The sequence below is a fragment of the Kitasatospora sp. NPDC058243 genome (genome assembly GCF_042882025.1).
Taxonomy (GTDB): Bacteria; Actinomycetota; Actinomycetes; order Streptomycetales; family Streptomycetaceae; genus Kitasatospora.
The window spans coordinates 1-24,479 of record NZ_JBHVWW010000102.1 but is presented as its reverse complement, the minus strand read 5'-3'; the positions used below and the strand labels follow the sequence as shown (position 1 = coordinate 24,479).

Below are 24,479 nucleotides of genomic sequence, written 5' to 3'. Positions count from 1 at the left end.
CGCCCGGTGCCGCCGGCCTGCTCCTCGGCGGCGCCGGGGTGCTGGCGGCCGGCCGGCACGGCGCCCTGGGGCCCGGCTGACGAGGCGGAGCGCTGGGCGGGCGGCTGGGCGCCCGCCGGTGCGCCGGCGGCCGGCTGCTGGTCCTGGGACGGCTGCCGCCCGGCCTCGCCGGTGCGCTGGGTGTCCTGGGCGTCCTCGGCGCCTTCGGCGCCGTCCGTGCCGTGGACGGTCCGCGCGGTCTCCGCTCTGGCTGCCTCGGCGGCCGGACGCGGCGCGAGGGAGGGCGACAGCGCCATCCCGCCGGTGGTCCGGAACAGCTCGTCGGCCCCCGGGAGACTCACTCGGCGGGGCGGCACCGGTCGAGCACCTCCCTGGCGAGCTGGCGGTAGGCGGCGGCACCGACCGAGTTGGTCGCGTACGTGGTGATGGGCTCGCCGGCGACGGTGGTCTCCGGGAAGCGCACGGTCCGCCCGATGACGGTGTGGAAGACGTGCTCGCCGAACGCCTCGACGACGCGCGCCAGCACCTCGCGGCTGTGCACGGTGCGCGAGTCGTACATGGTCGCGAGGATGCCGTCCAGGCGCAGCTCGGGGTTAAGCCGCTCGCACACCTTCTCGATGGTCTCGGTCAGCAGTGCGACGCCGCGCAGCGCGAAGAACTCGCACTCCAGCGGGACGATGACGCTGTGAGCGGCGGTCAGCGCATTGACCGTCAGCAGGCCCAGCGAGGGCTGGCAGTCGATGATGACGAAGTCGTAGTCGGGCAGCAGCGGCTTCAGCGCGCGGGCCAGCGCGGACTCCCGGGCCACCTCGCTGACCAGCTGCACCTCGGCGGCGGAGAGGTCGATGTTGGACGGCAGCAGGTCCATGCCCGGCACGGCCGTCTTGAGCAGCACTTCATCGGCCGTCAGGCCCCGCTCCATGAGCAGGTTGTAGACGGTGACGTCGAGCTCCATCGGGTTGACGCCGAGGCCGACCGAGAGCGCGCCCTGCGGGTCGAAGTCGACGAGCAGCACCCGGCGGCCGTACTCGGCCAGCGCGGCGCCCAGGTTGATGGTCGACGTGGTCTTGCCGACGCCGCCCTTCTGGTTGCACATGGCGATGATCTGCGCGGGGCCGTGCTCGGCGACCGGGGCGGGGATCGGGAAGTACGGCAGCGGGCGGCCGGTCGGGCCGACCCGCTCGCGGCGCTGGCGCGCGGCGTCGGGGGCCAGCGTGGCGGCGTACTCCGGGTCCGGCTCGTACTCGGCGTCCGGGTCGTCGTAGGCACCGTAGGCGAACTCGCCGTAGGCCAGGCCGTAGGCCGCCAAGTCGGCGTCGTGATCGGTCACCGTGGTCACCTGCGCTGTGTTCTGGCGTGCTTCGAAGGTACGGAGTGCGACCGAGCCGACCTCGGCCGAGCCCACGGAGGGCTGCCGGGCCCCGGGCTCCTCACTCGGCTGGCCGGCGGTGCGCTCCGCCAGTCCTGGCTGACCACCCCCGGGAGCAAATGTCGACTCATTCACAAGTCGTCTTACCTCCTTGGGCATCCAGGACTCTATGTCGATTCGTCAGCGTGGCAGCATGCCGACGGTTTGCGACTCTAGGCCGTTCAAGGCGTTCGCAGCAACACAATCCACGGTAGTGGGCCGGATGTGTCGACTATCGGGCGGGCCGATGTCAAGGGATGAGTAGGCCGTTGACCCTAACGTTTCTGCGGTGGGGTGACACGACCGACAGAAATTGACGACAGAGCGACCCGCCCGCTCAACCACCCGTTCACGGGCACGGCGAAGCCCCCGGCCCGAGGGGATCGGGTCGGGGGCGAACGACCGCCGGGCGGCCTACCGGATCACTGGATCGCCAGATCAGCGGATCGCCGGATCAGCAGATCACTGGATCACCGGATCAGGCGAGCACGCTCTCCAGCGAGACCGACTCCAGGCCGAAGGCCTCGGCCACGGCCGGGAAGGTGATCTGGCCCTCGTGCACGTTCAGGCCCTTGGCGAGCGCCGGGTCACGGCGCAGCGCCTCCTTCCAACCGCGGTTGGCCAGCTCGACGACGTACGGCATCGTCGCGTTGGTCAGCGCGTAGGTGGAGGTGTTCGGGACGGCGCCCGGCATGTTGGCCACGCAGTAGAAGACCGAGTTGTGGACCTGGAAGGTCGGCTCGGCGTGCGTGGTGGCGTGCGAGTCCTCGAAGCAGCCGCCCTGGTCGATGGCGATGTCGACGAGCACGGAGCCCGGCTTCATGCGGGAGACCAGCTCGTTGGTGACGAGCTTCGGGGCCTTGGCGCCCGGGATCAGCACCGCGCCGATGACCAGGTCGGCCTCGATGACGGCCTTCTCCAGCTCGAAGGTGTTGGAGACGATGGCCTTGATCTTCGTGCCGAAGATGCGGTCGGCCTCGCGCAGCTTGTTGATGTCGCGGTCGAGCAGGGTCACGTCGTAGCCCATGCCGATGGCGATGGTGGCCGCGTGCCAGCCGGAGACGCCACCGCCGATGACGACGGCCTTGGCCGGGTGGGTGCCGGGCACGCCGCCGGGCAGCACGCCGCGGCCGCCGGCCGGGCGCATCAGGTGGTACGAGCCGACCTGCGGGGCGAGACGGCCCGCGACCTCGGACATCGGGGCGAGCAGCGGCAGCGCGCCGTTGCCGAGCTGCACGGTCTCGTACGCGATGGCGGTGGTGCCCGAGGCGATCAGCGCGTCGGTGCCGGCGCGGTCGGCCGCCAGGTGCAGGTACGTGAAGAGGGTCTGGCCCTTGCGCAGCCGGTGGTACTCGGAGGCGATGGGCTCCTTGACCTTCAGCAGCAGGTCGGCCGTGGCCCACACCTCGTCGGCGGTGGGGAGGATGGTGGCGCCGGCGGCCACGTACTCCTCGTTGGGGATCGAGGAGCCGACACCGGCGTTGTCCTCGATGTAGACCGAGTGTCCGTTGCGGACCAGCTCATGCACGCCGGCGGGCGTGATGGCCACGCGGTACTCGTGGTTCTTGACCTCGCGGGGGATGCCGACCTTCACGGCTAAACACGTCCTCTTGCCATGGGGGTCCCTACCGGAGAAGACCGGCGGGCGACGCGCACGTGGGGAAGCCTCCGGGGCAGCCCGGGGCGGGGATCGCTGCGCGACTGAGTTCGAGTGTAATGAAGCCCAGTCGGCGTGTCAGCCTTCCAAAGTGAATAAATCTGCCGAACACATTGGCAGGTTCGTAGGCTTCCCTTGCGATCTTCCCACCAAAGGTGTGTTAACCGGGCATCTTCGACAATACCTCCGAAATACCCCTCACCACCCGGCGTCGACGCGTTCCCGCAGGTCCGCGAGGGCGGCCCCGACGGCCTCCCGGCCGCGCTCGTCGCCGAGCCTGCGCAGCACCGCCAGCGCGGCCCGGTACTCGCGGTCCGCCTCGTCGAAACGGCGCTGCGCGGTGTGCGCCTCGGCCACCCGGGCGAGCAGCCGGGCCTCGGCGGCGGGCTCCCCCATCGACTGCCGCAGGCCGAGCGCCCGCCCGTACCAGTCGGCGGCGCGCACCGCGTCGCCGAGCGCGCGGTGGCAGCCGGCGGCGCCCTCCAGGGCCCGGGCGCAGAGCGGTTCGTCCCCGGCCGTGCGGGCGTGCTCCAGGGCGGCCCGGTAGTGCGCAACGGCCTGCTCCCAGCGGCCCGCGGCGGCCTGCAGGTCGCCCAGGTTGAGCAGCGCGGCCGAGGCCCGGCGGGGTCGGCCGTGCCGCTCGGCGACGGTCAGCACCAGTTCGTGCAGCCGGTAGAGGTCGGCGGGGGCGGCGCCGGTGAGCGGCAGGGTCCGCAGCAGCGCGGTGACCAGCCGGCCCGCCGAACCGTCCAGGTCGCCCTGGCCGATCGCGTCGGCCACCGCCCCGAGCAGCAGGTCCCGCTCGCCGAGCAGCCACTCCCGGGCGTGCGCCGCCGAGCCCAGCCGCAGGGCGGCGGGCAGCGGGTCCGGCCCGGGGCCGCCCGACGGGTCCAGCAGGGCGCGGGCCGACTCGGTGAGCCGGACCAGCCGCTCCAGCAGCCGGGCCCGGGCGAGCTCGGTCTCGGCGGGCCGGTCCTCCTGCTCGCGCAGCCGGACCAGCCTCGGGTAGAGACGGCCGGGCACCCGGTAGCGCGGGCTGCCGTCGGCGGCCGGCGCCTCCTGGCCGAGCAGCTCCCGTTCGGCCAGTGCGGCGAGCGTCACAGCCGCCTCCGGTGCCGGGCAGCCGACCAGGGCGGAGGCGGTGCGCGGGTCGGCGGTCTGCGCCGGGGCCAGGGTGAGGGTGCGCAGCATCCGCGCCTGGGCGGCCGGGAGGGTGCCGTACAGCAGGGTGAACGCGCCGATCAGCGGGTCGCTGTCGGGGACGGGCACCGGCTCGGCCGGCTCCGGGCCGGGCTTCACCCAGGCCGCTTGCTCCCCGGCCGTCTCGGCGGCGGCGGGCTCCGGCGCCGGGCCCTCGGCCGGCTTCTCCCCCGGTGGCGAGGGCGTCGCGGCCTTCCCGGCCTTCCCGGGCGTGGACGCCTGGGCAGCCTTCAGCCCTTGTACGGGCTTCGCGGCCTTCCCCGGCGCCGCGCCCTGAACGGGCTTCGCGGCCTTCCCCGACGCCGCCCCCGGTACCGGCTTCGCCGCCTTCCCGGGCGTCGGCGCCTGGGCGGTCTTCGGCCCCTGGACGGGCTTCTCCGCCTTCTCCCCCTCCCCCTTCGGCGCCGCCGACCGCGCCGACTCCTCGCCCACCACCCGGGTGAGCTCGCGCGCCGCCTCGGTGACGGCCGCCTTCGGGTCGCCGCGCAGCCACCCGGCCATCAGCCGAAGCGCGGCCGGCCGGGCCGCGCAGGCCTCGGCCAGGTCGGCGCCGCCGACCGGGTCGCAGGAGATCCGGGTGCCGCCGACCAGGTCGGCGAGCAGTTCGCCGGAGGCCTGCCGGTCGAGCCCGCCGAGGATCACCGGGTCGATGTCCTCGATGCCGGTGAGCGGCCCGGCGGTGGTGGCGAGCACCAGGCAGCCGGGTTCGTCGGCGAGCAGCGGCCACAGCTGCCCGGCGTCCCGGACGTCGTCCAGCACCAGCAGCACCCGGCGGCCCACGAGCGCCTCGCGCAGCGCGACGCAGGCGGGCTCGTCCCGACCGTCCCCGGTGGCGCCGGGCAGCGGCACCGGGGCCTCGGGGGCGAGTTGCTCCAGCAGCAGCCGGGCGGCCCGGGCGGGCGTCACCCGGCCGCCGTCGGGGGCGGACAGGCGCGCGAAGAGCACGCCGTCGGGGTGGTCCGCGGCGGCGGTGCGGGCGAAGCGGACCGCCAGCGTGGTGCGGCCGGAGCCGGGGCGGCCGGCCAGCACCAGCACCGGGCTGCGGCCGGTGGCCGGGCGCGCGGCGGCCGCCCGCAGCGCGGCCAGCTCGGTGCGCCGCCCGACGAACAGTGCGGGCCCGGCCGGCAGCCGGTCGAGGCCCGGAACGGCCCCGACGGGCGCGTCGGGGCCGGGGTCCATCGTCGCCGTCTTCCTCGCCACCCGTGCCACTCCCGACGTCATCCGGCCTCAGCGGAGGCGGCCCGGGACGGGCGCCCTGTCTGCGAAGCGTAGTTCGACCGTCCGGCTCAGCCGAGGTGACATCCGGTCGTACGAACCGGTAAATCACCCTCGCGGATCAACAGCAGGGTGCTCAGGAGGCGTACGGGCCGTTCGCTCACCCCTCGAAGGGCCGGGCCGGCCAGGGCGAGTCCGCCGGGCGCAGCCCGTCCAGCCCGTCCGGTCCGGTGAGCGCGGCGTGCACGGCGAGCGTGCCGGTGATCAGGGTCGGGTTGTGCAGCCGCCCGGCGTGGATCAGCCGGATCAGGTCGGACACCGGCACCCAGGCGACCTCGATCTCCTGCTCCTCGCCCTGCGCCGCGTAGCGCTCGCCCTCGGCCTCCGCGAGGTCGGTGGCGAGGAACATCCGCAGCGCCTCGTCGGTGCCGCCGGGGGAGGTGTAGTAGTCGGCGAGGATGCGCCAGGTGTCGGCCTTGCAATGCGCCTCCTCGTACAGCTCGCGCTGCGCGGCGTGCCACGGGTTCTCGCCGGGCACGTCGAGCAGGCCGGCGGGCAGCTCCCACAGGCGCTGGCGGACGGGGTGGCGGTACTGCCGCAGGACCAGCACCCGCTGCTTGTCGTCCAGGGCGAGCACGGAGACCGAGCCGGGGTGGGTCTGGTAGTCGCGGCGGGCCCAGCTGCCGTCGGGCATCCGGACCTCTTCGCTGCGCACGCCGGTGACCTTGCCCTGGAACGGCGTCCGGCTCTCCCGGACCTCCCACTCCTCGGCCGCGTGGAAGCTCCCTTGGTCGCGTTGCTCGCCCGTCGCTCTCCCTTTTTTTTGGGTGCAAAAAAATCGAACCCCGGACGGTGCCCCCGGGGGAATCGCGGGCCCGCCGTCCGGTGAACGACCGACGACTTACTCGGCCGCGGTGGTCTTGATCTCGATGGCGGCCTTGACCAGGCCCGCGAACAGCGGGTGCGGGCGGGTCGGGCGGGACTTCAGCTCCGGGTGGGCCTGGGTGGCCACCAGGTACGGGTGCACCTCGCGCGGGTACTCGACGTACTCGACCAGGTCGCCCTTCGGGGAGAGGCCGGAGAACTGCAGGCCGGTCTTCTCCAGGTCCGCGCGGTAGGCGTTGTTGACCTCGTAGCGGTGGCGGTGGCGCTCCTCGACGTACTGCTCGCCGCCGTAGACCTCACGGACGATCGAGCCCTCGGCGAGCTTGGCCGGGTACAGGCCCAGGCGCATGGTGCCGCCCAGGTCGCCCTTGCCGTCGACGATGGCCAGCTGCTCGGCCATCGTGGAGACGACCGGGTGCTTGGCGGCGGCGTCGAACTCGGTGGAGTTGGCCTCGGGCAGGCCGGCCAGGTTGCGGGCCGCCTCGATGACCACGCACTGCAGACCCAGGCACAGGCCGAGCAGCGGGACGCGGTTCTCGCGGGCGAAGGTGATGGCGCCGACCTTGCCGTTGACGCCGCGGTCGCCGAAGCCGCCGGGGATGCAGATCGCGTCCACGTCGCCGAGCTGCGCCCGGGCGCCCTCGGGGGTCTCGCAGTCGTCCGAGGTCACCCACTTGATCTCGACCCGGGCGTTGTTGGCGAAGCCGCCGGCGCGCAGCGCCTCGGTCACCGACAGGTAGGCGTCGGGCAGGTCGATGTACTTGCCGACCAGGGCGACCTTGACGATGTGCTGCGGCTCGTGGACACGGCGCAGCAGGTCGTCCCAGGTGGTCCAGTCCACGTCGCGGAACGGCAGGTCGAGCCGGCGCACCACGTAGGCGTCCAGGCCCTCGCCGTGCAGGACCTTGGGGATGTCGTAGATCGACTTGGCGTCGATCGCCGCCACCACGGCCTCCTCGTCCACGTCGCACATCAGCGAGATCTTTCGCTTGATGGCCTGCGGGACCTCGCGGTCGGCGCGCAGCACGATCGCGTCGGGCTGGATGCCGATGTTGCGCAGCGCGGCGACGGAGTGCTGGGTGGGCTTGGTCTTCAGCTCGCCCGAGGGGCCGATGTACGGCAGCAGGGAGACGTGCACGAAGAACACGTTGTCCCGGCCGACCTCGTGGCGGACCTGGCGGACGGCCTCCAGGAACGGCAGCGACTCGATGTCGCCGACGGTCCCGCCGACCTCGGTGATCACCACGTCGACGTCCTCGGTCGCCATCCGGCGGATCCGGGACTTGATCTCGTTGGTGATGTGGGGGATGACCTGGACGGTGTCGCCCAGGTACTCGCCGCGTCGCTCCTTGGCGATGACGGTGGAGTAGACCTGGCCGGTGGTGACGTTCGCCGAACCGTGCAGGTTGGTGTCCAGGAACCGCTCGTAGTGGCCGATGTCCAGGTCGGTCTCGGCGCCGTCGTCCGTGACGAAGACCTCACCGTGCTGGAACGGGTTCATGGTGCCCGGGTCCACGTTGAGGTACGGGTCGAGCTTCTGCATGGTGACGCGCAGGCCGCGGGCCTTGAGGAGCGCGCCGAGGCTGGAGGCGGTGAGGCCCTTGCCGAGCGAAGAGGCGACACCCCCGGTGACGAAGAGGTGCTTGGTCGTCACGGCGCGGCCGTTCGCTGCCTTGCCGGAATGGGGCTGTGCCAAGAGGGGGCTCCCGTGGGTCGCGTGTCGAAGGTGACGTGGGCGGGATGCTCTCGACTCGCCGAACGACGGGAGGCGGTGCGGTGCACGGCACTCGGGGGGTCGTCGATTCGGCTGGTCCGGGGCGTTTGATCCCACCGGTCCACGGGATACCAGGGTATCAGTGACCCGACCCGGACGCCTTCCGGCCCGCTCGCGGCGCCCCGGGGGCGTGCGCGGGGCGCACCACCGGCGCATCATCCGGCGCAGCCGTCACACCGGTCGCACCACGGCCGGACCGGGCCACTTCGGAGCACTCCATTCGGGCCATGACAGCCCCTCCACTGGGACCAGGCGGAACTGATCCGTCCGGACCATCCTGCCCGGCGTCCTCGCGATGCACGGCATTTCCGCCGAATTGTGGCGCCACACGAGGCTGCGCCCGCGTGCTTCGCCCCTTTCGTCCGTCGTAAGCTGCACGGACGCATCGCCGACAGCACGAGCACGCGGAGGGCGTGGGAGGTCAGGACACTCCCGGTCCCCGATGCGCGACCGGACCTCCCCGTATTCCAGCTCCTCCCCTCCCACCCCAGGGGCTCGACCGAGCCCCGCGCGGACACTCCAGCAAGGCCCGCCACCACCCTTCGGCGGGCCGGACGTCCCGGGGTGGGCTCCGGCCCCGCAGACCGTTCGCTCCCCCAGATCGCCGATGCGTCGTGACCACATTGCGAACTGGAGATCCACGTGGCCGGCCGTATCGAGGACTACGCACTCATCGGGGACATGCAGACCGCTGCCCTGGTCAGCAGGGACGGGGCGGTGGACTGGCTCTGCCTGCCCCGCTTCGACTCTCCGGCCGTGTTCGCCGGCCTGCTCGGCACCGATGAACACGGCTTCTGGCGGATCGGTCCGGCCGAAGCCGTCGCGACCGAAGTCCCCACCCCCGCGGCACCCCCCACCCCGGCCGCCCCCGCCCTCGGCCTCCCCCGCTTCACCGACACCGCCGATCTGAGGGTCCCGCCGCCCACCGCGGCCGCCCCCGCGGTGCCCGCCGACCGCCGCCGCTACCGGGGCGACTCGCTGGTCCTGGAACAGGAGTGGGACACCCAGGGCGGCACCGTCCGGGTGATCGACTTCATGCCGCCGCGCCCGCTGGCCGGCCGCGACGCCGTCCCCCAGGTGATCCGGATCGTCGAGGGCGTGGCCGGCACCGTCCGGATGCGCTCGGCGGTGCGGATGCGCTTCTCGTACGGGCGCATCGTGCCCTGGGTGCACCGGGTCGAGCAGGCCGGAGGCGGCCACCGCACCGTCGCCGTGGCCGGGCCCGACTCGGTGTGGCTGGACGGCGAGTCCGAGACCTACGGCCGCGACCTGACCACCTACGCCGACTTCACCGTCACCGCCGGCGAGCGGATCGCCTTCGCCCTCACCTGGCAGGCCTCCCACCTGGACGCGCCGAAGGCCCCGGACGCCGAGGAGATGCTCGACGCCACCACCGACTTCTGGCACGAGTGGGCCGCCCAGTGCACCTACCAGGGCCCCTACCGCGAGGCCGTGATCCGCTCCCTGATCACCCTCAAGGGCCTCACCTACGCCCCCACCGGCGGCATCGTCGCCGCCCCCACCACCTCGCTGCCCGAGGACATCGGCGGTGAGCGCAACTGGGACTACCGCTACACCTGGCTGCGCGACGCCGCGATCACCCTCTCCTCGCTGCTGCGCACCGGCTACCGCGACGAGGCCAAGGCCTGGCGCGAGTGGCTGCTGCGCGCCGTCGCCGGCGACCCGGAGAACCTCCAGATCATGTACGGCATCGCCGGCGAGCGCGAGCTCACCGAGTCCTCGCTGGACTGGCTGCCCGGCTACGAGGGCTCGCAGCCCGTCCGGGTCGGCAACGGCGCGGCCGGCCAGCTCCAGCTGGACGTCTACGGCGAGGTCGTCGAGGCCCTGCACCTGGCCCACATGACCGGCCTGGTCCGCAACGACCACGCCCACCACCTCCAGCTGCGCCTGATCGAGTACCTGGAGGACCACTGGCAGGAGCCGGACGAGGGCATCTGGGAGGTCCGCGGCCCGCGCCGGCACTTCGTCCACTCCAAGGTGATGGCCTGGGTCGCCGTCGACCGGACGATCAAGCTGCTGGAGCAGACCCCCGAGGACGCCCCCTCCGACGGCCACCTGGAGCGCTGGCGCGAGCTGCGCGAGACCATCCACCGGGACGTCTGCGAGAAGGGCTACGACCCGGAGCGCAACACCTTCACCCAGTACTACGGCGGCAAGGAGCTGGACGCCTCGCTGCTGCTCATCCCCCAGGTCGGCTTCCTGCCGCCGGACGACAAGCGCGTCATCGGCACCATCGAGGCGATCCAGCGCGAGCTGTCCACCGAGGACGGCTTCGTGCTGCGCTACCCGACCCACGACGAGAGCGGCAACAACGTCGACGGCCTCTCCGGCCACGAGGGCGCCTTCCTGGCCTGCTCGTTCTGGCTGGCCGACGACCTCGCCATGATCGGCCGGGTGCAGGAGGCGCGCGAGCTGTTCGACCGGCTGCTCGCGCTGCGCAACGACCTCGGCCTGCTCGCCGAGGAGTGGGACCCGCGGCTCAAGCGCCAGGTCGGCAACTTCCCGCAGGCCTTCAGCCACGTCCCGCTGATCGACACCGCACTGCGGCTGACCGCCTGCGGCGGCGCCTACCTGTCCGCCCAGCCGGACGGCCTGGCGGCCGAGCGGGTCGAACAGGCGACGGTCTAGCGGTCCGGCGGGCCTAGTCCCGCTGGACCAGCTCGTCGTAGGTGCTGAGCACCTGGGCGACGGTGGCGGCCTCGTCCGGCCAGGTCTCGGCCTGCTGCCGGCCGGCCGCCACCAGCCGCTCGCGGCCCGCCGGGTCGGCCAGCAGCCCGCGCACCGCCCCGCCGATCGCGACCGGGTCGCCGGCCGGCACCAGCACGGCCGCGTCGCCGACCAGCTCGGGGATCCCGCCGACGGCGGTGGCGACCACCGGCACGCCGGCCCGCATCGACTCCTGCACCACCAGCGAGCGGGCCTCCCAACGACTGGCGACCACCACCACGTCGGCGGCCGCCAGCAGGTCGGGCACGTCGGTGCGGAAGCCGAGCAGCCGCACCGGCAGCTTCTCGGCGGCGACCCGCTCGCGCAGCCCGGCCGCCTCCGGCCCGTCCCCGGCGAGCAGCAGCAGCGGCTCCGGGTCCAGCACGGACAGCTCGCGGGTGGCGTCCAGCAGCAGCCCGAAGGCCTTCTGCGGGACGAGCCGGCCGACCGCCAGCACCAGCGGCCGGTCCGGGCCGTCGCCGAGCAGCGCGGCGCGCGCCGCGGCCCGGTCGAGCCGGCCCTCGGGCATCGGCGGGGCGGCCACCGGGCCGAGCCGGGCGTCGGTGGCGCCCAGCTCGCGGGCCCGGGCGACCAGGTCGGAGGAGGCGCCGAGGACGAGGTCGGCGGCGCGCGCGACCCGGCGCTCCATCAGCCGCTGCAGGCGGCGCTCCAGGCCGGTGGCCAGCAGCGCGTGGTGGGAGGTGACCACCAGCGGGGTCTCCGGGCGCAGGCCCGGGAAGCGGCCGGCGGTGCGCAGGGCGAGGTCGGCGAGCAGCCCGGCGCGCAGCCCGTGCGCGTGCACCACGTCGGCGCCGGTGAAGGCCCGGCGCAGCTCGCCGATCGCGGCGGCGTCACTGCGGGCGCCGGCGGTGGGGGTGATGTCGACGGTGTGGAACCTGGCGCCGGTGCGGGAGAAGCCGAACAGCGCGTCCGTGCCGGCCGGGGCGCACACCGTGACGATCACGCCGTGCGCGACGAGGCCCTGCGCCAGGGAGCGCACGTGGGCACCGATACCGCCGGTGCTGGCGGCCAGGACGAGTACCACGTGCAGCTGCCCCGGTTCTGGGGTGGCAGCGGCGGCCCGGGCGGCGGAATGGTCCACGTTCTCTCGCATCCGACTCGATCAGGTTCGCGCGCCGCTTCGCGAGGGTTGCCCGTCGGCGGCGCTCGGGACTGGAAAGCCAGTGTCCAGCCGCCACCATGCCAGGTCGGCGGCCCTCTTGGACAGTCGGCGCCACCGGGGGCGCGTCGCCTTCCGTCCGCAAGGGCCACCCGGCCCTGTCGGTGGGTCGGACGCCCCGGCCAGGGCCTGTCGCAGCAGGTCCGGCCGGGGGTTGCCGGACCCGCGTTAGCGGTGGCGCGGGGCCCGGGCGGCGGCCAGCAGTTCCTCGGCGTGGGCCCGGCCGAGCTCGGAGTCCTCCAGGCCGGCCAGCATCCTGGAGAGTTCGCGCACCCGCTCCTCGTCGTTCAGCACCTTGACGCCGCTGCGGGTCACGGTGCCGTCGTTGGTCTTCTCCACCACCAGGTGCCGGTCCGCGAAGGCGGCGACCTGCGGCAGGTGGGTGACCACCACGACCTGGGCGGATTCGGCCAGTTTGGCCAGCCGGCGGCCGATCTCGACCGCGGCCTTGCCGCCGACGCCCGCGTCCACCTCGTCGAACAGGTAGGTGGGGACGGGGTCGGCGCCCGCGAAGACCACCTCGACGGCGAGCATCACGCGGGACAGCTCACCGCCGGAGGCGCCCTTGGCGATCGGGCGGGGCTGGGCGCCGGGGTGCGGGGCGAGCAGCACCTCGACCTCGTCCACGCCGTGCGGGCCGTAGGCGACGGTGCGGCCGTCGACCTCGATCCCCGACAGGTCGTCGACCTGGGCGATCGAGAAGGTCACCCGGGCGTGCGGCATCGCCAGTTCGGCGAGTTCGGCGGAGACGGCGTCGGCGAAACGCCCGGCCGCGGCCTGCCGGGCGCCCGACACCTCGGCCGCCAGCTCGGCCAACTCGGCCCGCAGCGCGGTCTCCTGGGCGCCGAGCTGGTCGATCCGGTCGTCGTCGCCGTCGAGTTCGGCGAGCCGGGCGGAGCCGGCCTCGGCCCAGGCGAGCACCTCGGCGAGGGAGTTCTCCGGGCCGCCGTACTTGCGCAGCAGCTGGGCCAGGACGGCCCGGCGGTCCTCGACGGCGGCGAGCCGGACGGGGTCGGCGTCCAGGTCGTCCGCGTAGCCGGCCAGGTCGCCGGCCACGTCGGCGAGCAGGTAGCCGACCTCGTTGAGGCGGTCGGCGAGGCCGGCGAGGCGCTCGTCGTGGTGGCGCACGGCGTCCAGGGCGCGGCGGGACTGCGCGAGCAGGGTGCCCGCGTCCAGTGCCTCCGGGTCGGCCGGGTCGCCGGCCAGGGCGGCGTGGGCGAGGGTCGCGGCGGAGGACAGCGCGTCGGCGTGGCCCAGCCGCTCGGCCTCGGCGGCCAGCTCCGTGTCCTCGCCGGCCACCGACTCGGCGGCGGCGATCTCGTCCAGGCCGAAGCGCAGCAGGTCGGCCTCCTGCGCGCGCTCACGGGCCCGGGTGGTCAGCTCCTCCAGGGTGGCCGAGACCTCGCGCAGGCTCCGGTAGGTCTCCCGGTAGCGGGCCAGCGGCTCGGCCACCGCCTCGCCCGCGTAACGGTCCAGCGCGCCGCGCTGGCGGGCCGGGCGCAGCAGCCGCTGCTGGTCGGTCTGGCCGTGCACGGCGATCAGTTCCTCGCCGAGTTCGGTGAGCAGCCCGACCGGGACGGCCCGACCGCCGACGTACGCCCGGGAGCGGCCCTCGGCGGAGACGGTCCGGCTGATCAGCAGGGCGCCCTCGTCCAGTTCGGCCCCGGCCTCGGCCGCGCGGATCGCCGCCGGGGAGCCGGGGGGCAGCTCCAGCCGGCCCTCGACGACGGCGCGTCCGGCCCCGTTGCGCACCAGGCCCGGGTCGGCGCGGCCGCCGAGCAGCAGGCCGAGGCTGGTCACGACCATGGTCTTTCCGGCGCCGGTCTCACCGGTCACGGCGGTGAAGCCGGGGGCGAGTTCGACCACCGCGTCGTCGATGACCCCAAGATCCCGTATCCGCATCTCGTCCAACACGGAGACGACCTTACGAGGTTCCACCCCCGGCGCGCGACGAGCGGCAACGCCGCGCGGCAACTCCGTGCCCGGAAGTTCACCCCTTCCGGGGCGTTTGCCCGGGTCCCGGCACCGTGCACCACGGCAGGAAGATCTGCACCAGCGGGCCGATCGCCAGTGCGTACGCGACCGTGCCGACCCCGGCGGTGCCGCCCAGCAGGACGCCGGCGGCCAGTACCGTCACCTCGATGCCGGTGCGGATCAGCCGCAGCGAACGCCCGGTGCGCCGGTGCAGGCCGGTCATCAGGCCGTCGCGCGGGCCGGGGCCCAGGCGGGCACCGATGTAGAGGCCGGTGGCCAGGCCGTTGAGCAGGATCGCGGCGGCCATCAGCGCGATCCGGGCGGGCAGCCCGTGCGGGCCGTCGACCAGCCGCAGCGTGAGGTCCATCGAGGCGCCCAGCACCAGCACGTTGGCGACGGTGCCGACGCCCGGGCGCTGGCGGATCGGGATCCACAGCAGCAGGACCAGGGCGCCGCAGATGGTCACCCAGGTGCCCACCGAGAGGCCGGCGACGCGTTGCAGGCCCTGGTGGAAGACGTCCCACGGGTCGAGGCCGAGGCCGGAGCGCAGCATCAGCGCCATGCTCGCGCCGTACAGGTAGAGGCCGACGGCGAGCTGCGGGATCCGGCGGCCCAGGGCGTGGGTGTCGCCGAGCACCCGGGCGGCGAGCGGGGGCCGGGCGGCCTCCGGGGCGGGTTCGGGCGTGGTCGTGGGCGTGGTCGTGGTGGCCATCGGGCGCTCCTGCGGGTGGTGCTGCACCCCGGGCGGCCCCGGCGGTGGCGGACTCGACGGCCGCACTGCCATGATGGTCAGGCCAATAGAGCCCGCTCCAGGGCCAATTTCGAGCAAGTGGACTGATCAGCCTTGGCCGACTGGCACACCACCGTCACCCCGCCCGCGCTCGCCCGGCTGCTCGCCGCCGCCCGGCTGCCCGAGCCGGCCACCGCCCGCCGCCCCGCCTACCGGACCCTCGCCGGGCAGATCCGGCTGCTGGTCACCGAGGGCCGCCTGCCGGTCGGCGCCCGGCTGCCCGCCGAGCGCGAACTCGCCGGCGCCCTGGAGCTGAGCCGCACCACCGTCGCCACCGCCTACGAGACCCTGCGCGCCGACGGCTACCTGCTCAGCCGCCGCGGCGCCGGCAGCTGGACCACCCTGCCCGACGGCGCCCCGCCGCCCAGCGACGCGCTGCACCCCGTCCCCCCGGACGAGCAGGGCCGCACCCTGGACCTCGGCGTCGCCGCCCTGCCGGCCCCGCAGCCCTTCCTCGGCGAGGCCGCCGTCCGGGCCGTCGAGCAGCTGCCCTGCTACGCCGCCGGGCACGGCCACTACCCCACCGGCGTCCCGGTGCTGCGCGAGGCCCTCGCCCGCCGCTACACCCAGCGCGGCCTGCCCACCACCCCCGACCAGATCCTCGTCACCACCGGCGCGATGGGCGGGCTGCACCTGGTCCAGCGGGCGCTGATCGGCCGCGGCGACCGCGTCGCCGTCGAGGCGCCCAGCTACGCCCACACCCTCCAGGCGCTCCGGATCACCGGCGCCCGCCTGGTGCCGGTGCCGTACGGCTACCGCCCCCAGCCCGAGTGGGACCTCACCGAGTGGCGCGGGGTGCTGCGCGGGGCCGCGCCCAAGGTCGCCTACGTGATCCCGGACTTCCACAACCCGACCGGCGCACTGATCGGCGAGGAGCAGCGCCGCGAGCTGCTGGCCGCCGCCCGGGCCGCCGGCAGCGTCGTCCTGGTCGACGAGACCACCGCCGAACTCGGCTGGGGCGTACCGGAGTCCGTCCCGCTGCCGCGCCCGATGGCGGCGCTGGACCGGTCCGCCCAGGTGGTCACCGTCGGCTCGGCCAGCAAGCTGCTCTGGGGCGGCCTGCGGATCGGCTGGGTCCGGGCCGCGCCCGCGCTGGTGCGCCGGCTGGCCGCCGACCGGGTCTACAGCGACGTCGGCACGCCGGTCCTGGAGCAGCTGATCGCCGCCGAACTGCTGGGCGAGCCGCTGCCCGCCGTCCGGGCGCACCAGTTGGACCGGCTGCGGGCGACGGCGCACGCCTTCGCCGCCGCACTGCCCGAGCACCTGCCGGGCTGGTCGTTCACGCCGCCGCCCGGCGGGCTCTCGCTCTGGGTGTCCACCGGCGGGCTGTCCGGCGCGGCGCTGGCCCGGTCCGGGGAACGCGCCGGGGTGAGGATCGCCTCGGGCAACCGGTTCGGCTCGGACGGCGCGTTCGAGCACCACGTCCGGATCCCGCTCACCGTGCCGGCCCCGGCCGTCCCCGCCGCCGTGCAGCGGCTCGCCGAGACCGCCGCCCGGGCGACGGCGGGCGGCCGGTACGGGCCGCCCGGCGACACCCCGCCGCTGGCGATCTGACCAGCGGCCCGACGGGCCGTCAGCAGTGGGTGTTCGCCCGCCCGCGCCAACCCGTCACCGGCAGCGCGAACTTGGCCACCAGCCGGTCGGTGAACGGCGCCCGGTGCAGTCTGGCCAGGCGCACCGGGGTCTGCCCCCGGCGGACCTCCACCCGTGCGCCGGCGGGCAGTTCGACCGTGCGTCGCCCGTCGCACCAGAGCACGCCGTGCGGGGTCTTGGGCTGCACCTCGACGGCCAGCACCGAATCCGGCGAGGTCACCAGCGGGCGGGCGAACAGCGCGTGCGCGGAGATCGGCACCATCAGCAGCGCCTCCACCTCCGGCCACACCACCGGCCCGCCGCCGGAGAACGCGTACGCGGTGGAACCGGTCGGCGTCGCGCACACCACGCCGTCGCAGCCGAAGTTGGAGACCGGGCGGCCGTCCACCTCCGTCACCACCTCCAGCATCCGCTCCCGGGACGCCTTCTCGATCGACGCCTCGTTCAACGCCCAGTCCTGGTGCACCACATCGCCGTTGGTGCGGACGATGACGTCGATCGTCATCCGCTCCTCGACCTCGTAGTCGGCGTCGACCACCCGCTCGACCACCACGGCCAGATCGTCCCGCTCGGCCTCGGCGAGGAACCCGACCCGGCCCAGGTTGATCCCGAGCATCGGCAGCCCGTGCTCGCGGGCCAGCTCCGCCCCGCGCAGCAGCGTCCCGTCCCCGCCGGCGACCAGGATCAGCTCGCAGCCGTCCGCCGCGCCCGGCCCCCCGGCCACCTTCTCGACCCCGTCCGGCAGGTCCAGGTCCAGCGCCTCGGAGGCGAGCAGTCTGATCCGGATGCCCGCCTTCAGCAGCCCGTGCACCAGGGCCTCGACGCTGCGCAGCGCCGCCGCCCGGCCGGTGTGCGCGATCAGGAAGACCGTACGTTCTTCATCGCTCATGCCGCTGCCCTCTCCCTCACGCCTGCCGGGTCGCCTTCGGCCCCGGTACGGCCGCGTCACACAGCATGACGGACCGGACGCCCCCACAGCACCCTATCGGGGCCCCTCCGCGACGGCCCGGTCCGCCTCGGCGGGATCCAGCTGCGGGGCGTCCCGGCGCAGCCACAGGAAGTACTCCACGTTCCCGGACGGGCCCGGCAGCGGGCTCGCGGTGACGGCGCGCACGCCCAGCCCGAGCCCCCACGCCTGCCCGGCGACCTGGCGCACCATCTCGGCACGCAGCTGCGGGCTGCGCACCACCCCGCCGCTGCCCAGACGCTCCTTGCCGATCTCGAACTGCGGCTTGACCATCAGCACCAGGTCCGCGTCCCCGGCCGCGCAGGCGGCCAGCGCGGGCAGCACCAGGCCCAGCGAGATGAACGACAGGTCGCCGACCACCAGGTCGACCGGGGTGCCGCCGATCAGCTCCAGGGTCAGCTCCCGGACGTTGGTGCGGTCCATCACCGTCACCCGCTCGTCGCTCTGCAGCGACCACGCGAGCTGCCCGTAGCCGACGTCCACCGCCAGCACGCCGACCGCGCCGGCCCGCAGCAGGACGTCGGTGAAGCCGCCGGTGGAGGCGCCCGCGTCCAGCGCCCGGCGGCCCTCGACCACCAGGCCCTGCGGGACGAAGGCGGCGAACGCCCCGGCCAGCTTGTGCCCGCCGCGCGAGACGTAGTCGGGATCGTTGTCGTCCTTGGCCACCACGACCGCCGCCGAGGTCTCCACCTGGGTGGCCGGCTTGGTCGCGGTGGTGCCTCCGACGGTCACCCGGCCGGCCGCGATCAGCTCGGACGCGTGCTCACGCGACCGGGCCAGCTTGCGGCGGACCAGCTCCGCGTCGAGTCGGCGTCGTGCCACTGCCACTGGTGTTTCAGCTCCTACGAGTCCTGCGGGTCGTTCCAGGGTCATTCCTGGTCGAGCGCGGCCAGCGTGTCGGCCAGCCGCTGGTGAACATCTTCGTACACCTCGACGTGTGCCTCGGCCGGCACCCCGTCCAGGGCCTCCAGCCGGGCCAGCCCGGCGTCCACCACGGGGTGGCCGGTCGGGGTCTGTTCCACGCCGAGCGGTTCGACGGCTTCAGCTGGTCCGGTCATCGGGCTTCTTCGTGCTGGTGGCCTTGCGGACGGTGGTCTTCTTCGTCGCCGTGCGCTTCGCGGGCGCCTTGGGCTGCGCGACCGGCTCGGCGGCGGCCTGCTGCGCGGTGGCGGTCTTCTTGACGGCCGTCTTGCGCACGGTCGTCTTCTTGGCGGCCGTCTTCTTGGCCACCGGCTTCTTGGCGGCCGCCTTCTTCGCCGGGGACTTCTTCGCCCCGGCCCGGCCCGCCGCCGGGGTCTGCTCCGTCGGGGCCTTCTCCGTCGGGACCTTCTCCGTCGAGGTCTGCTCCGTCGCCGGGGCCTTCTTCGCCGGGGTCCGCTTCGCGGCGGCCTTCCCCGGTAGCGACGGCCGTACCGGCGGGACGGGCGGGTCGACCTCGACCGGCTCGTCCACCTCCACCCGTTCGGCCACTATCGGCTCCCCCGCCACCGGGGCCGCCGGCTGCTCGTCCGCCCGCTCCCAGCCGCGCCCGAACAGGTCGTCCGCCCGGGGCGCCGGCGTCGGCTCCGCCGCCTCGTCGGCCCCGGCCGACCGCACCGCGGGCTCGGCCTCCTCCTCGACCTCGCGCAGCTTGCTCTCCAGGTAGGCGAGCACCACGCCGACCTTCATCACCTGGTCGCCGACCTTCTCGAAGGCCTTCTCCACCTCGCCGCGCGCCACCCCGACGGCCAGGTCCACCCCGGCCCGCCCGGCGGTGACCGCCTCCTCCGCCAGCGTCTGCAGCGTCTTCGCCGACGGCGGGAACTGCCCGCCGAGCCGACGCTCGACCTCGGTGACGTCGACCCCGGTCCGCTCCAGGATCACGGCCGCCGTCCCGACGACCCGCTTGCCGACCTCCTCCGCCAGCCCGGCGGCGACCTCCACCACTCCCCGCACCGTCCTCGGCAGCATCCGGGTGCCTCCTTAGCGCCTGCGCGCATCGCTCCGTCGCCGTCGGTGCCCGGGCCGATCCGGGCACCCCACGGACGACGCTACCGCCAAAACCCGCCTGCGGTACCGTGGCCCGGCAGGGACCATCGCCGTCACCTGCCGCAACCACCAGGAAGCCCAGGGAGGGGAACCACCGCCATGGCCAACGCCGAGGAGTGCCGCGAGGCGCTGGAACAGCTCAGCCGGAACATGGCGAAGTCCACCGGTGACGTCCGCAAGGCGGCCGCCCTCGACCGCTCGCTCAGCTGCCGGATCACCGACCTCGACCTGACCTTCACCGGCCAACTGCGCGACGGCCGGATCCAAGGCCTCGCCTCGGCCTCCGGCGCCCCGGCCGAGAAGGCGGCGATCCGGCTCACCATGAGCAGCGACGACCTGGTCGCCGTGGTCTTCGGCGGGCTCAACTTCGCGTCCGCCTGGGCGGGCGGCCGGATCCGGCTGGAGGCGGGCTTCCGCGACCTGCTGCGGCTGCGCACCCTGCTCTGAACCCGGCCGCCGTGGTCCTTCCCTCTTGGACCCGACCGCCCTCGCCTTGAGCGTCCTGGCCCCGACCGCCCTCGCCTTGAGCGCCGTGCGGCGGCTCAGAACCCCAGCTCGGCCAGGGCCTTGCGCCCGTCGGCCGGTGCGCCGTCCGCGTCCAGCGCCGTCCACGCCGCCGCGCACAGCGCCCGCAGACCGTCCCAGCGGTCCCCGCCGCCGTCCAGCCGCAGCACGCCACCGGCGGCCGACGCGACCCAGCCGCCGCAACCGAAGCCGTCCGCCCCGGTCGTGACCGCCGGGTGCGGCTCCAGCAGCCCGCGCAGGTCCGCCGACAGGTAGGTCGGCCGGTGCTCGGCCGGGACCGCCAGCAGCTGCGCCGGGGTGGTCACCCCGGTGAACACCAGCAGGCTGTCCACCCCGCCGTTGAACGCGCCCTCGATGTCGGTGTCCAGTCGGTCGCCGACCACCAGTGGCCGCCGCGCGCCGGTCCGCAGCACGGTCTCCCGGTGCATCGGCGGCTGCGGCTTGCCCGCCACCACCGGGTCCACCCCGGCGGCCGCCCGCACCGCCGCCACCAGCGTCCCGTTGCCGGGCGCGATGCCACGCGCGGTCGGGATGGTCAGGTCGGTGTTGGAGGCCACCCACGGCAGCCCCTGCTGCACCGCGTACGCGGCCTCCGCCAGCTGCGCCCAGCCGACCGACGGGTCGTAGCCCTGGACCACCGCGAGCGGCTCCTCGGCCAGCGAGCGGACGGCGACCAGCCCGCGCTCGGCCAGTGCTTCCTCCAGCCCCGGACCGCCCACGACCAGCACCTTCGCCCCGGCCGGCACCTGCTCGGCGACCACCCGGGCGGCCGCCTGCGCCGAGTTGATCACGTCGGCCGGCTCGGCCGGCACGCCCAGCCCGGTCAGGTGCTCGGCCACCACCCGCGGCGGGCGGGAGGCGTTGTTGGTCACGTACGCGAGCCGCATCCCGGCCGTCCGGGCGGCGGCCAGCGCGTCCACGGCGTGCTCGATCGCGTGCGGGCCCGCGTAGACCACGCCGTCCAGGTCCAGCAGCGCCGTGTCGTACGCCTCGGTCAACGGCTGCTCGCTGCCGCCGGGGGCGGTCCGTCGCACGGTGGTGGTCGGTGCGGTCATGGCTGCGCTACCTCATTCACTGCGTCGTTCGCTTCCTCGGGTGCCCCCGAGCGGGTCGGCCCTTGAGCCGGTGGGCCCCGAGCCGGTCAGACCTCGTCGTCCGCACCGGCGTCGCCCGTCGGCGCCCCGTCCGGGCCCGGCGGGGGCGCCAGGTACCCGGGTGCCCCGGGCAGCAGCGGCCCGAACGCCCCGGCGCGGGCCGCCAGGGTCGCCCTGGTCTGCCGCAGCGCCGCCTGGTAGTGCTCGGTGCCCGGCCGCATGGCCACGGCCAGCGCCAGGTGCTCGGCGGACGTCTCGAAGTCGCCCAGCCGGGCCGCCGCGACGCCCCACCCGAACTGAGCGTAGTCGTCCGACGGATCGGCCAGCGCGACGGCCCGGAAGTTCTCCAGCGCCGCCGCGTACGAACCGGTGTCGAACTGGGCCCGCGCCAGCGTCTCCCGGATGCTGCGCGACTGCGGCTCGGCCGCCGCCGCCCGGACCAGCAACTGCTCGGCGGCCGCCGCGTTGCCCTGGGCGAGCAGCCTCCCGCCGCGCCGGAACCAGTCGTACACGTCCCCGGTCGGCTCGCCGGAACGCCCCTGCGCCGGCACGCCGCCGTGCACCTGCGCACCCCCGCCACCGGCGCCGTCCAACCCGCCCTGCTCGGCCGGGCCGCTGCCGTCCAGCCGTTCCTGCCCGTCGTCCATGCGGTACCTCGCCCTCGGTCGCACACCCGTCCCACAGGTCAGCACGGGTATTCCGATCTCTCAACAACGCGTACCCGGTTACGATGCCCAGAATGAGCACACCCAGTGCAGAAGACGGAGTCGAGACTCCCGAGGGCGGCCCCGGCGATCCCGGGCACGTCGCCACCGCAGGCCTGTCCCTGTCACCCTTCCAAGGCCTGCGCTACGTCCCCGATCGGGTCGGCGCGCTGGCTGCGGTCATGTCACCGCCGTACGACGTCGTCGACCCCGGCCGTCGGCTCGACCTGGAGACCGCCGACCCGCACAACGTGGTCCGGCTGATCCTGCCCAGGCCCGAGCCCGAGGACGCCGGCGACCGGCCCGACCGCGACACCAAGTACCGGCACGCCGCCCGGCTCCTGGCCGCCTGGCAGCGCGAGGGGATCCTCGCCGCCGACCCGGCGCCCGCGCTCTACGTCTACGAGCAGCGCGTGCCAGCCACCGGCGACTCCCCCGAGCTGCTCCAACGCGGGCTGATCGGCGCCCTCGCGGTGAGCGGTCGCGAGGCCGGCGTGGTCCTCCCCCACGAGGACGTGATGCCGCGGCCGGTCGCCGACCGGGTCGGCCTGATGCGCACCACCCGGGCCAACCTCGAACCGCTGCTGCTCACCTACCGCGGCAGCGGCGGCGCCTCCGGCGTCATCGAGCGGACCGTCCAGGGCGAGCCACTGCTCTCCACGGCCACCAGCGACGGCACCCACCACCGCCTCTGGGCCGTCGCCGACCCCGCCGAGATCGCCGAGATCAGCCGCGACCTCGCCACCTGCCGGGCCCTGATCGCCGACGGCCACCACCGCTGGGAGATGTACCTCCGCCTCCAGCGCGAGCACCGCCACCTGCCGCGCAGCCCGTGGGACCGCGGCCTGGTGCTCCTGGTGGACACCGCCCGCTACCCGCTGCGGGTCCGGGCCATCCACCGGGTGCTGTACCGGCTGCCGGTGGCCGAGGCGCTGGAGAGGCTCGGCGACCAGTGGAAGGTCAAGGAGGTCCCCGGCCCGCTGACCGCCGCCCTCCAGGCCCTCGCCGAACAGAAACGGCACGGCGGCAACGGCTTCATACTGACCGGCGGGGACGGCGTGTACTGGCTGCTCGGCGAGCCCGAGGAGGCACTGCTCGACGCCACCGTGCCGCACGACCGGCCCGAGGAGTGGCGCCATCTGGACGCCACCGTCCTGCACGCCACCCTGCTCGACCGCACCTGGCACGTCCCCGACGGCCCGGACGACATCGGCTACCTGCACACCGCCGCAGCCGCCGAGCAGGAGGCCGCGCGCACCGGCGGCACCGCCGTCCTGCTGCACCCGGTCCGGGAGAGCGTGGTCCGCAGACTCGCCGAACAGGGCGTCACCATGCCGCGCAAGTCCACCTCCTTCGGGCCGAAGCCGGCCACCGGACTGGTGCTGCGCAACCTCGAACTGGGCTAGGTTCCCCCGCCGGAACGCGAAGAGGCCCTGCCCGCTTCCCCTTGAATTTCAGGGGAAGCGGGCAGGGCCTCACTCGTCGGTCGGAACCGCTCAGCTGCGGGCGTCGCCCTTGGCCTCGGCGTCAGCCTTCGCCTCGTCCTTGGCCTCGTCCTTGGCCTCGGTGGCGCGCGCGGGCACCACGCCGTCGAACTCCTCGTCGATCTCGAGGTCGTCCTCGTCGTAGTACTCCTCGACGTTCTCCTCGTCCTCGAAGATCACGCGGTCGTCGGAGGCCTCGCCGCCGCGCTTCTTCGCAGGGGCGTCGGCCTGCTCGAACTCCTCCTCGGCCATCTCCGGGTCGAGCGCGTCCACGAACTCCACGCCGTCGATCTCGGCCAGGCGCTCCGCCGCGTTGGTCGTGCCCTCGGTGTCGGCCTCGGCCGCCTTCGCGAACCAGTCACGGGCCTCGTCGCCACGGCCGGCCGCGATCAGCGCCTCGCCGTAGGCGTACCGAAGACGCGCGGTCCACGGGTGCACGGCGCTGGAGGCCAGCTCCGGGCTCTGCAGGGTCACCACGGCCGCGTCGAACTGCTCCATGTCGGAGCGGGCGCCGGCGGAGACCAGACGCATCTCGACCTGGCCGGCCTTGTCCAGCTGCTTCACCTCGGGCTCACCGGCCATCGCCAGGGCCCGCTCCGGACGGCCCAGACCGCGCTCGCAGTCGGCCATCACCGGCCACAGGTCCGCACGGCCGGTCATCCGACGGGCGGCACGGAACTCGGTCAGCGCCTCGGAGTACCGCTGCGTCATGTAGGAGGCGAAACCGGCCGCCTCACGGACGGCAGCCACGCGGGAGGCCAGACGGAGCGCGACGCGGGAGAACTGGTAGGCCTCCTCCGGCTCGGTGTCGAGCAGGCGGGCCACCATCACCAGGTTGCGGGCGACGTCGTCCGCGAGCGTCTTGGGAAGGCTCTTGAGCTCCTGGCGCACGTCCCCGTCCAGCTCGAAGCCGGTGACGTCCTCCGGGATCGGCAGGCGCTTGACGGGCTCGTAGTTGCCGCGACGGTCGTCGTAGCCACCCCGGTCGTCACGGCGGTCGTCGCGGTTGCCGCGGTAGCCGCCACGGTCGCCGCCGCGGTCGTCGCGGTTGAAACCACCCGAGGGGCGGTCGCCACGGTCGCGGTTGAAACCACCACCCGAGGGGCGGTCGCCACGGTCGCGGTTGAAACCACCGCCCGAGGGGCGGTCGTCACGACGGAAGCCACCACGGTCGCCACCGCGGTCGTCGCGGTTGAAACCACCCGAGGGGCGGTCGCCACGGTCACGGTTGAAACCACCGCCCGAGGGGCGGTCGTCACGACGGAAGCCACCAC

19 protein-coding genes and 1 pseudogene are annotated in these 24,479 nt (G+C 74.4%); 4 read left to right on the top strand and 16 right to left on the bottom strand.

Annotation, left to right across the window (positions count from 1 at the left end; genetic code table 11):
• The 6 genes and pseudogenes from ACFVX9_RS37715 to ACFVX9_RS37690 form a co-directional block, all read right to left on the bottom strand.
• Positions 1 to 341: pseudogene (locus tag ACFVX9_RS37715) on the bottom strand (hypothetical protein); the annotation flags it as partial.
• On the bottom strand, positions 338 to 1,405 hold the full coding sequence (locus tag ACFVX9_RS37710; RefSeq protein ID WP_208869108.1) for a ParA family protein: 1,068 nt from the start codon (positions 1,403 to 1,405) through the stop codon (positions 338 to 340). The pseudogene ACFVX9_RS37715 and the gene ACFVX9_RS37710, both read right to left, overlap by 4 nt.
• Positions 1,406 to 1,886: 481 nt before the next feature.
• Positions 1,887 to 3,002: an alanine dehydrogenase gene (gene ald, locus ACFVX9_RS37705; RefSeq protein ID WP_063349655.1), complete on the bottom strand. Its 1,116-nt coding sequence runs from the start codon at positions 3,000 to 3,002 to the stop codon at positions 1,887 to 1,889.
• A 261-nt stretch (positions 3,003 to 3,263) separates the two neighbouring features.
• Complete coding sequence (locus ACFVX9_RS37700) at positions 3,264 to 5,465, bottom strand: AAA family ATPase (RefSeq protein WP_387986557.1); 2,202 nt, start codon at positions 5,463 to 5,465, stop codon at positions 3,264 to 3,266.
• Between the two features lie 175 nt (positions 5,466 to 5,640).
• Positions 5,641 to 6,195: an NUDIX domain-containing protein gene (locus ACFVX9_RS37695; protein WP_387986554.1), complete on the bottom strand. Its 555-nt coding sequence runs from the start codon at positions 6,193 to 6,195 to the stop codon at positions 5,641 to 5,643.
• A 186-nt stretch (positions 6,196 to 6,381) separates the two neighbouring features.
• The gene (locus tag ACFVX9_RS37690) at positions 6,382 to 8,061 is read right to left on the bottom strand and encodes a CTP synthase (RefSeq protein WP_079135937.1); all 1,680 of its coding nucleotides are present in this window, start codon (positions 8,059 to 8,061) and stop codon (positions 6,382 to 6,384) included.
• A gap of 720 nt (positions 8,062 to 8,781) precedes the next feature.
• Here ACFVX9_RS37690 and ACFVX9_RS37685 point away from each other — a divergent pair.
• Positions 8,782 to 10,788, top strand: coding sequence for a glycoside hydrolase family 15 protein (locus tag ACFVX9_RS37685; RefSeq protein ID WP_063349651.1), 2,007 nt, complete (start codon positions 8,782 to 8,784; stop codon positions 10,786 to 10,788).
• Between the two features lie 13 nt (positions 10,789 to 10,801).
• Here the strand turns inward: ACFVX9_RS37685 and ACFVX9_RS37680 are convergent, their stop codons facing one another.
• The 3 genes from ACFVX9_RS37680 to ACFVX9_RS37670 form a co-directional block, all read right to left on the bottom strand.
• Positions 10,802 to 11,980, bottom strand: a complete 1,179-nt coding sequence (locus ACFVX9_RS37680; protein WP_387986550.1) for a glycosyltransferase family 4 protein — start codon at positions 11,978 to 11,980, stop codon at positions 10,802 to 10,804.
• A gap of 234 nt (positions 11,981 to 12,214) precedes the next feature.
• Positions 12,215 to 13,948 (bottom strand): DNA repair protein RecN, encoded by a 1,734-nt coding sequence (gene recN, locus ACFVX9_RS37675; protein ID WP_380487847.1) that lies wholly within the window; start codon positions 13,946 to 13,948, stop codon positions 12,215 to 12,217.
• A gap of 88 nt (positions 13,949 to 14,036) precedes the next feature.
• Entirely contained in the window at positions 14,037 to 14,732 is a 696-nt protein-coding gene (locus ACFVX9_RS37670; protein ID WP_380487838.1) for a YitT family protein, read from the bottom strand.
• A gap of 132 nt (positions 14,733 to 14,864) precedes the next feature.
• Between ACFVX9_RS37670 and ACFVX9_RS37665 the strand changes: the two genes are divergently transcribed.
• On the top strand, positions 14,865 to 16,364 hold the full coding sequence (locus tag ACFVX9_RS37665) for a PLP-dependent aminotransferase family protein (protein ID WP_380487840.1): 1,500 nt from the start codon (positions 14,865 to 14,867) through the stop codon (positions 16,362 to 16,364).
• Positions 16,365 to 16,383: 19 nt separating this feature from the next.
• Here ACFVX9_RS37665 and ACFVX9_RS37660 read toward each other — a convergent pair whose 3' ends face one another.
• From ACFVX9_RS37660 to ACFVX9_RS37645, 4 genes are all read right to left on the bottom strand, one after another.
• The gene (locus tag ACFVX9_RS37660; protein ID WP_063349647.1) at positions 16,384 to 17,292 is read right to left on the bottom strand and encodes an NAD kinase; all 909 of its coding nucleotides are present in this window, start codon (positions 17,290 to 17,292) and stop codon (positions 16,384 to 16,386) included.
• Between the two features lie 93 nt (positions 17,293 to 17,385).
• Positions 17,386 to 18,243 carry a TlyA family RNA methyltransferase gene (locus tag ACFVX9_RS37655; RefSeq protein WP_380341245.1) on the bottom strand — a complete coding sequence of 286 codons (858 nt, stop codon included), beginning with the start codon at positions 18,241 to 18,243 and terminating at the stop codon, positions 17,386 to 17,388.
• On the bottom strand, positions 18,240 to 18,428 hold the full coding sequence (locus ACFVX9_RS37650; protein ID WP_063349645.1) for a hypothetical protein: 189 nt from the start codon (positions 18,426 to 18,428) through the stop codon (positions 18,240 to 18,242). The genes ACFVX9_RS37655 and ACFVX9_RS37650 overlap by 4 nt, the downstream gene beginning before the upstream one ends.
• Positions 18,412 to 19,320 carry a histone H1-like repetitive region-containing protein gene (locus ACFVX9_RS37645; RefSeq protein ID WP_387986545.1) on the bottom strand — a complete coding sequence of 303 codons (909 nt, stop codon included), beginning with the start codon at positions 19,318 to 19,320 and terminating at the stop codon, positions 18,412 to 18,414. Before ACFVX9_RS37645 ends, ACFVX9_RS37650 begins: the two co-directional genes overlap by 17 nt.
• A gap of 177 nt (positions 19,321 to 19,497) precedes the next feature.
• Here ACFVX9_RS37645 and ACFVX9_RS37640 point away from each other — a divergent pair, with 177 nt between their 5' ends.
• Positions 19,498 to 19,845, top strand: a complete 348-nt coding sequence (locus ACFVX9_RS37640) for an SCP2 sterol-binding domain-containing protein (RefSeq protein ID WP_063349643.1) — start codon at positions 19,498 to 19,500, stop codon at positions 19,843 to 19,845.
• A 95-nt stretch (positions 19,846 to 19,940) separates the two neighbouring features.
• Here the strand turns inward: ACFVX9_RS37640 and ACFVX9_RS37635 are convergent, their stop codons facing one another.
• Positions 19,941 to 20,978 (bottom strand): HAD-IIA family hydrolase, encoded by a 1,038-nt coding sequence (locus ACFVX9_RS37635; RefSeq protein WP_380379775.1) that lies wholly within the window; start codon positions 20,976 to 20,978, stop codon positions 19,941 to 19,943.
• A gap of 86 nt (positions 20,979 to 21,064) precedes the next feature.
• Positions 21,065 to 21,664: a tetratricopeptide repeat protein gene (locus tag ACFVX9_RS37630; protein ID WP_380379772.1), complete on the bottom strand. Its 600-nt coding sequence runs from the start codon at positions 21,662 to 21,664 to the stop codon at positions 21,065 to 21,067.
• A 92-nt stretch (positions 21,665 to 21,756) separates the two neighbouring features.
• Here ACFVX9_RS37630 and ACFVX9_RS37625 point away from each other — a divergent pair, with 92 nt between their 5' ends.
• Positions 21,757 to 23,127: a DUF1015 family protein gene (locus ACFVX9_RS37625; protein ID WP_079135935.1), complete on the top strand. Its 1,371-nt coding sequence runs from the start codon at positions 21,757 to 21,759 to the stop codon at positions 23,125 to 23,127.
• Between the two features lie 90 nt (positions 23,128 to 23,217).
• Here ACFVX9_RS37625 and ACFVX9_RS37620 read toward each other — a convergent pair whose 3' ends face one another.
• A complete protein-coding gene (locus ACFVX9_RS37620; RefSeq protein ID WP_079136336.1) occupies positions 23,218 to 24,096 on the bottom strand; it encodes a tetratricopeptide repeat protein in 879 nt (292 codons plus the stop codon).
• Positions 24,097 to 24,479 lie beyond the last annotated feature (383 nt).

Bases quoted from the DNA above. Each gene is read 5' to 3' on its own strand.
- ACFVX9_RS37680 (WP_387986550.1), bottom strand. From the start codon at position 11,980: ATGCGAGAGAACGTGGACCATTCCGCCGCCCGGGCCGCCGCTGCCACC.
- recN (WP_380487847.1), bottom strand. From the start codon at position 13,948: ATGCGGATACGGGATCTTGGGGTCATCGACGACGCGGTGGTCGAACTC.
- ACFVX9_RS37670 (WP_380487838.1), bottom strand. From the start codon at position 14,732: ATGGCCACCACGACCACGCCCACGACCACGCCCGAACCCGCCCCGGAG.
- ACFVX9_RS37660 (WP_063349647.1), bottom strand. From the start codon at position 17,292: ATGAGCGATGAAGAACGTACGGTCTTCCTGATCGCGCACACCGGCCGG.
- ACFVX9_RS37655 (WP_380341245.1), bottom strand. From the start codon at position 18,243: ATGACCCTGGAACGACCCGCAGGACTCGTAGGAGCTGAAACACCAGTG.
- ACFVX9_RS37650 (WP_063349645.1), bottom strand. From the start codon at position 18,428: ATGACCGGACCAGCTGAAGCCGTCGAACCGCTCGGCGTGGAACAGACC.
- ACFVX9_RS37645 (WP_387986545.1), bottom strand. From the start codon at position 19,320: ATGCTGCCGAGGACGGTGCGGGGAGTGGTGGAGGTCGCCGCCGGGCTG.
- ACFVX9_RS37640 (WP_063349643.1), top strand. From the start codon at position 19,498: ATGGCCAACGCCGAGGAGTGCCGCGAGGCGCTGGAACAGCTCAGCCGG.
- ACFVX9_RS37635 (WP_380379775.1), bottom strand. From the start codon at position 20,978: ATGACCGCACCGACCACCACCGTGCGACGGACCGCCCCCGGCGGCAGC.
- ACFVX9_RS37630 (WP_380379772.1), bottom strand. From the start codon at position 21,664: ATGGACGACGGGCAGGAACGGCTGGACGGCAGCGGCCCGGCCGAGCAG.
- ACFVX9_RS37625 (WP_079135935.1), top strand. From the start codon at position 21,757: ATGAGCACACCCAGTGCAGAAGACGGAGTCGAGACTCCCGAGGGCGGC.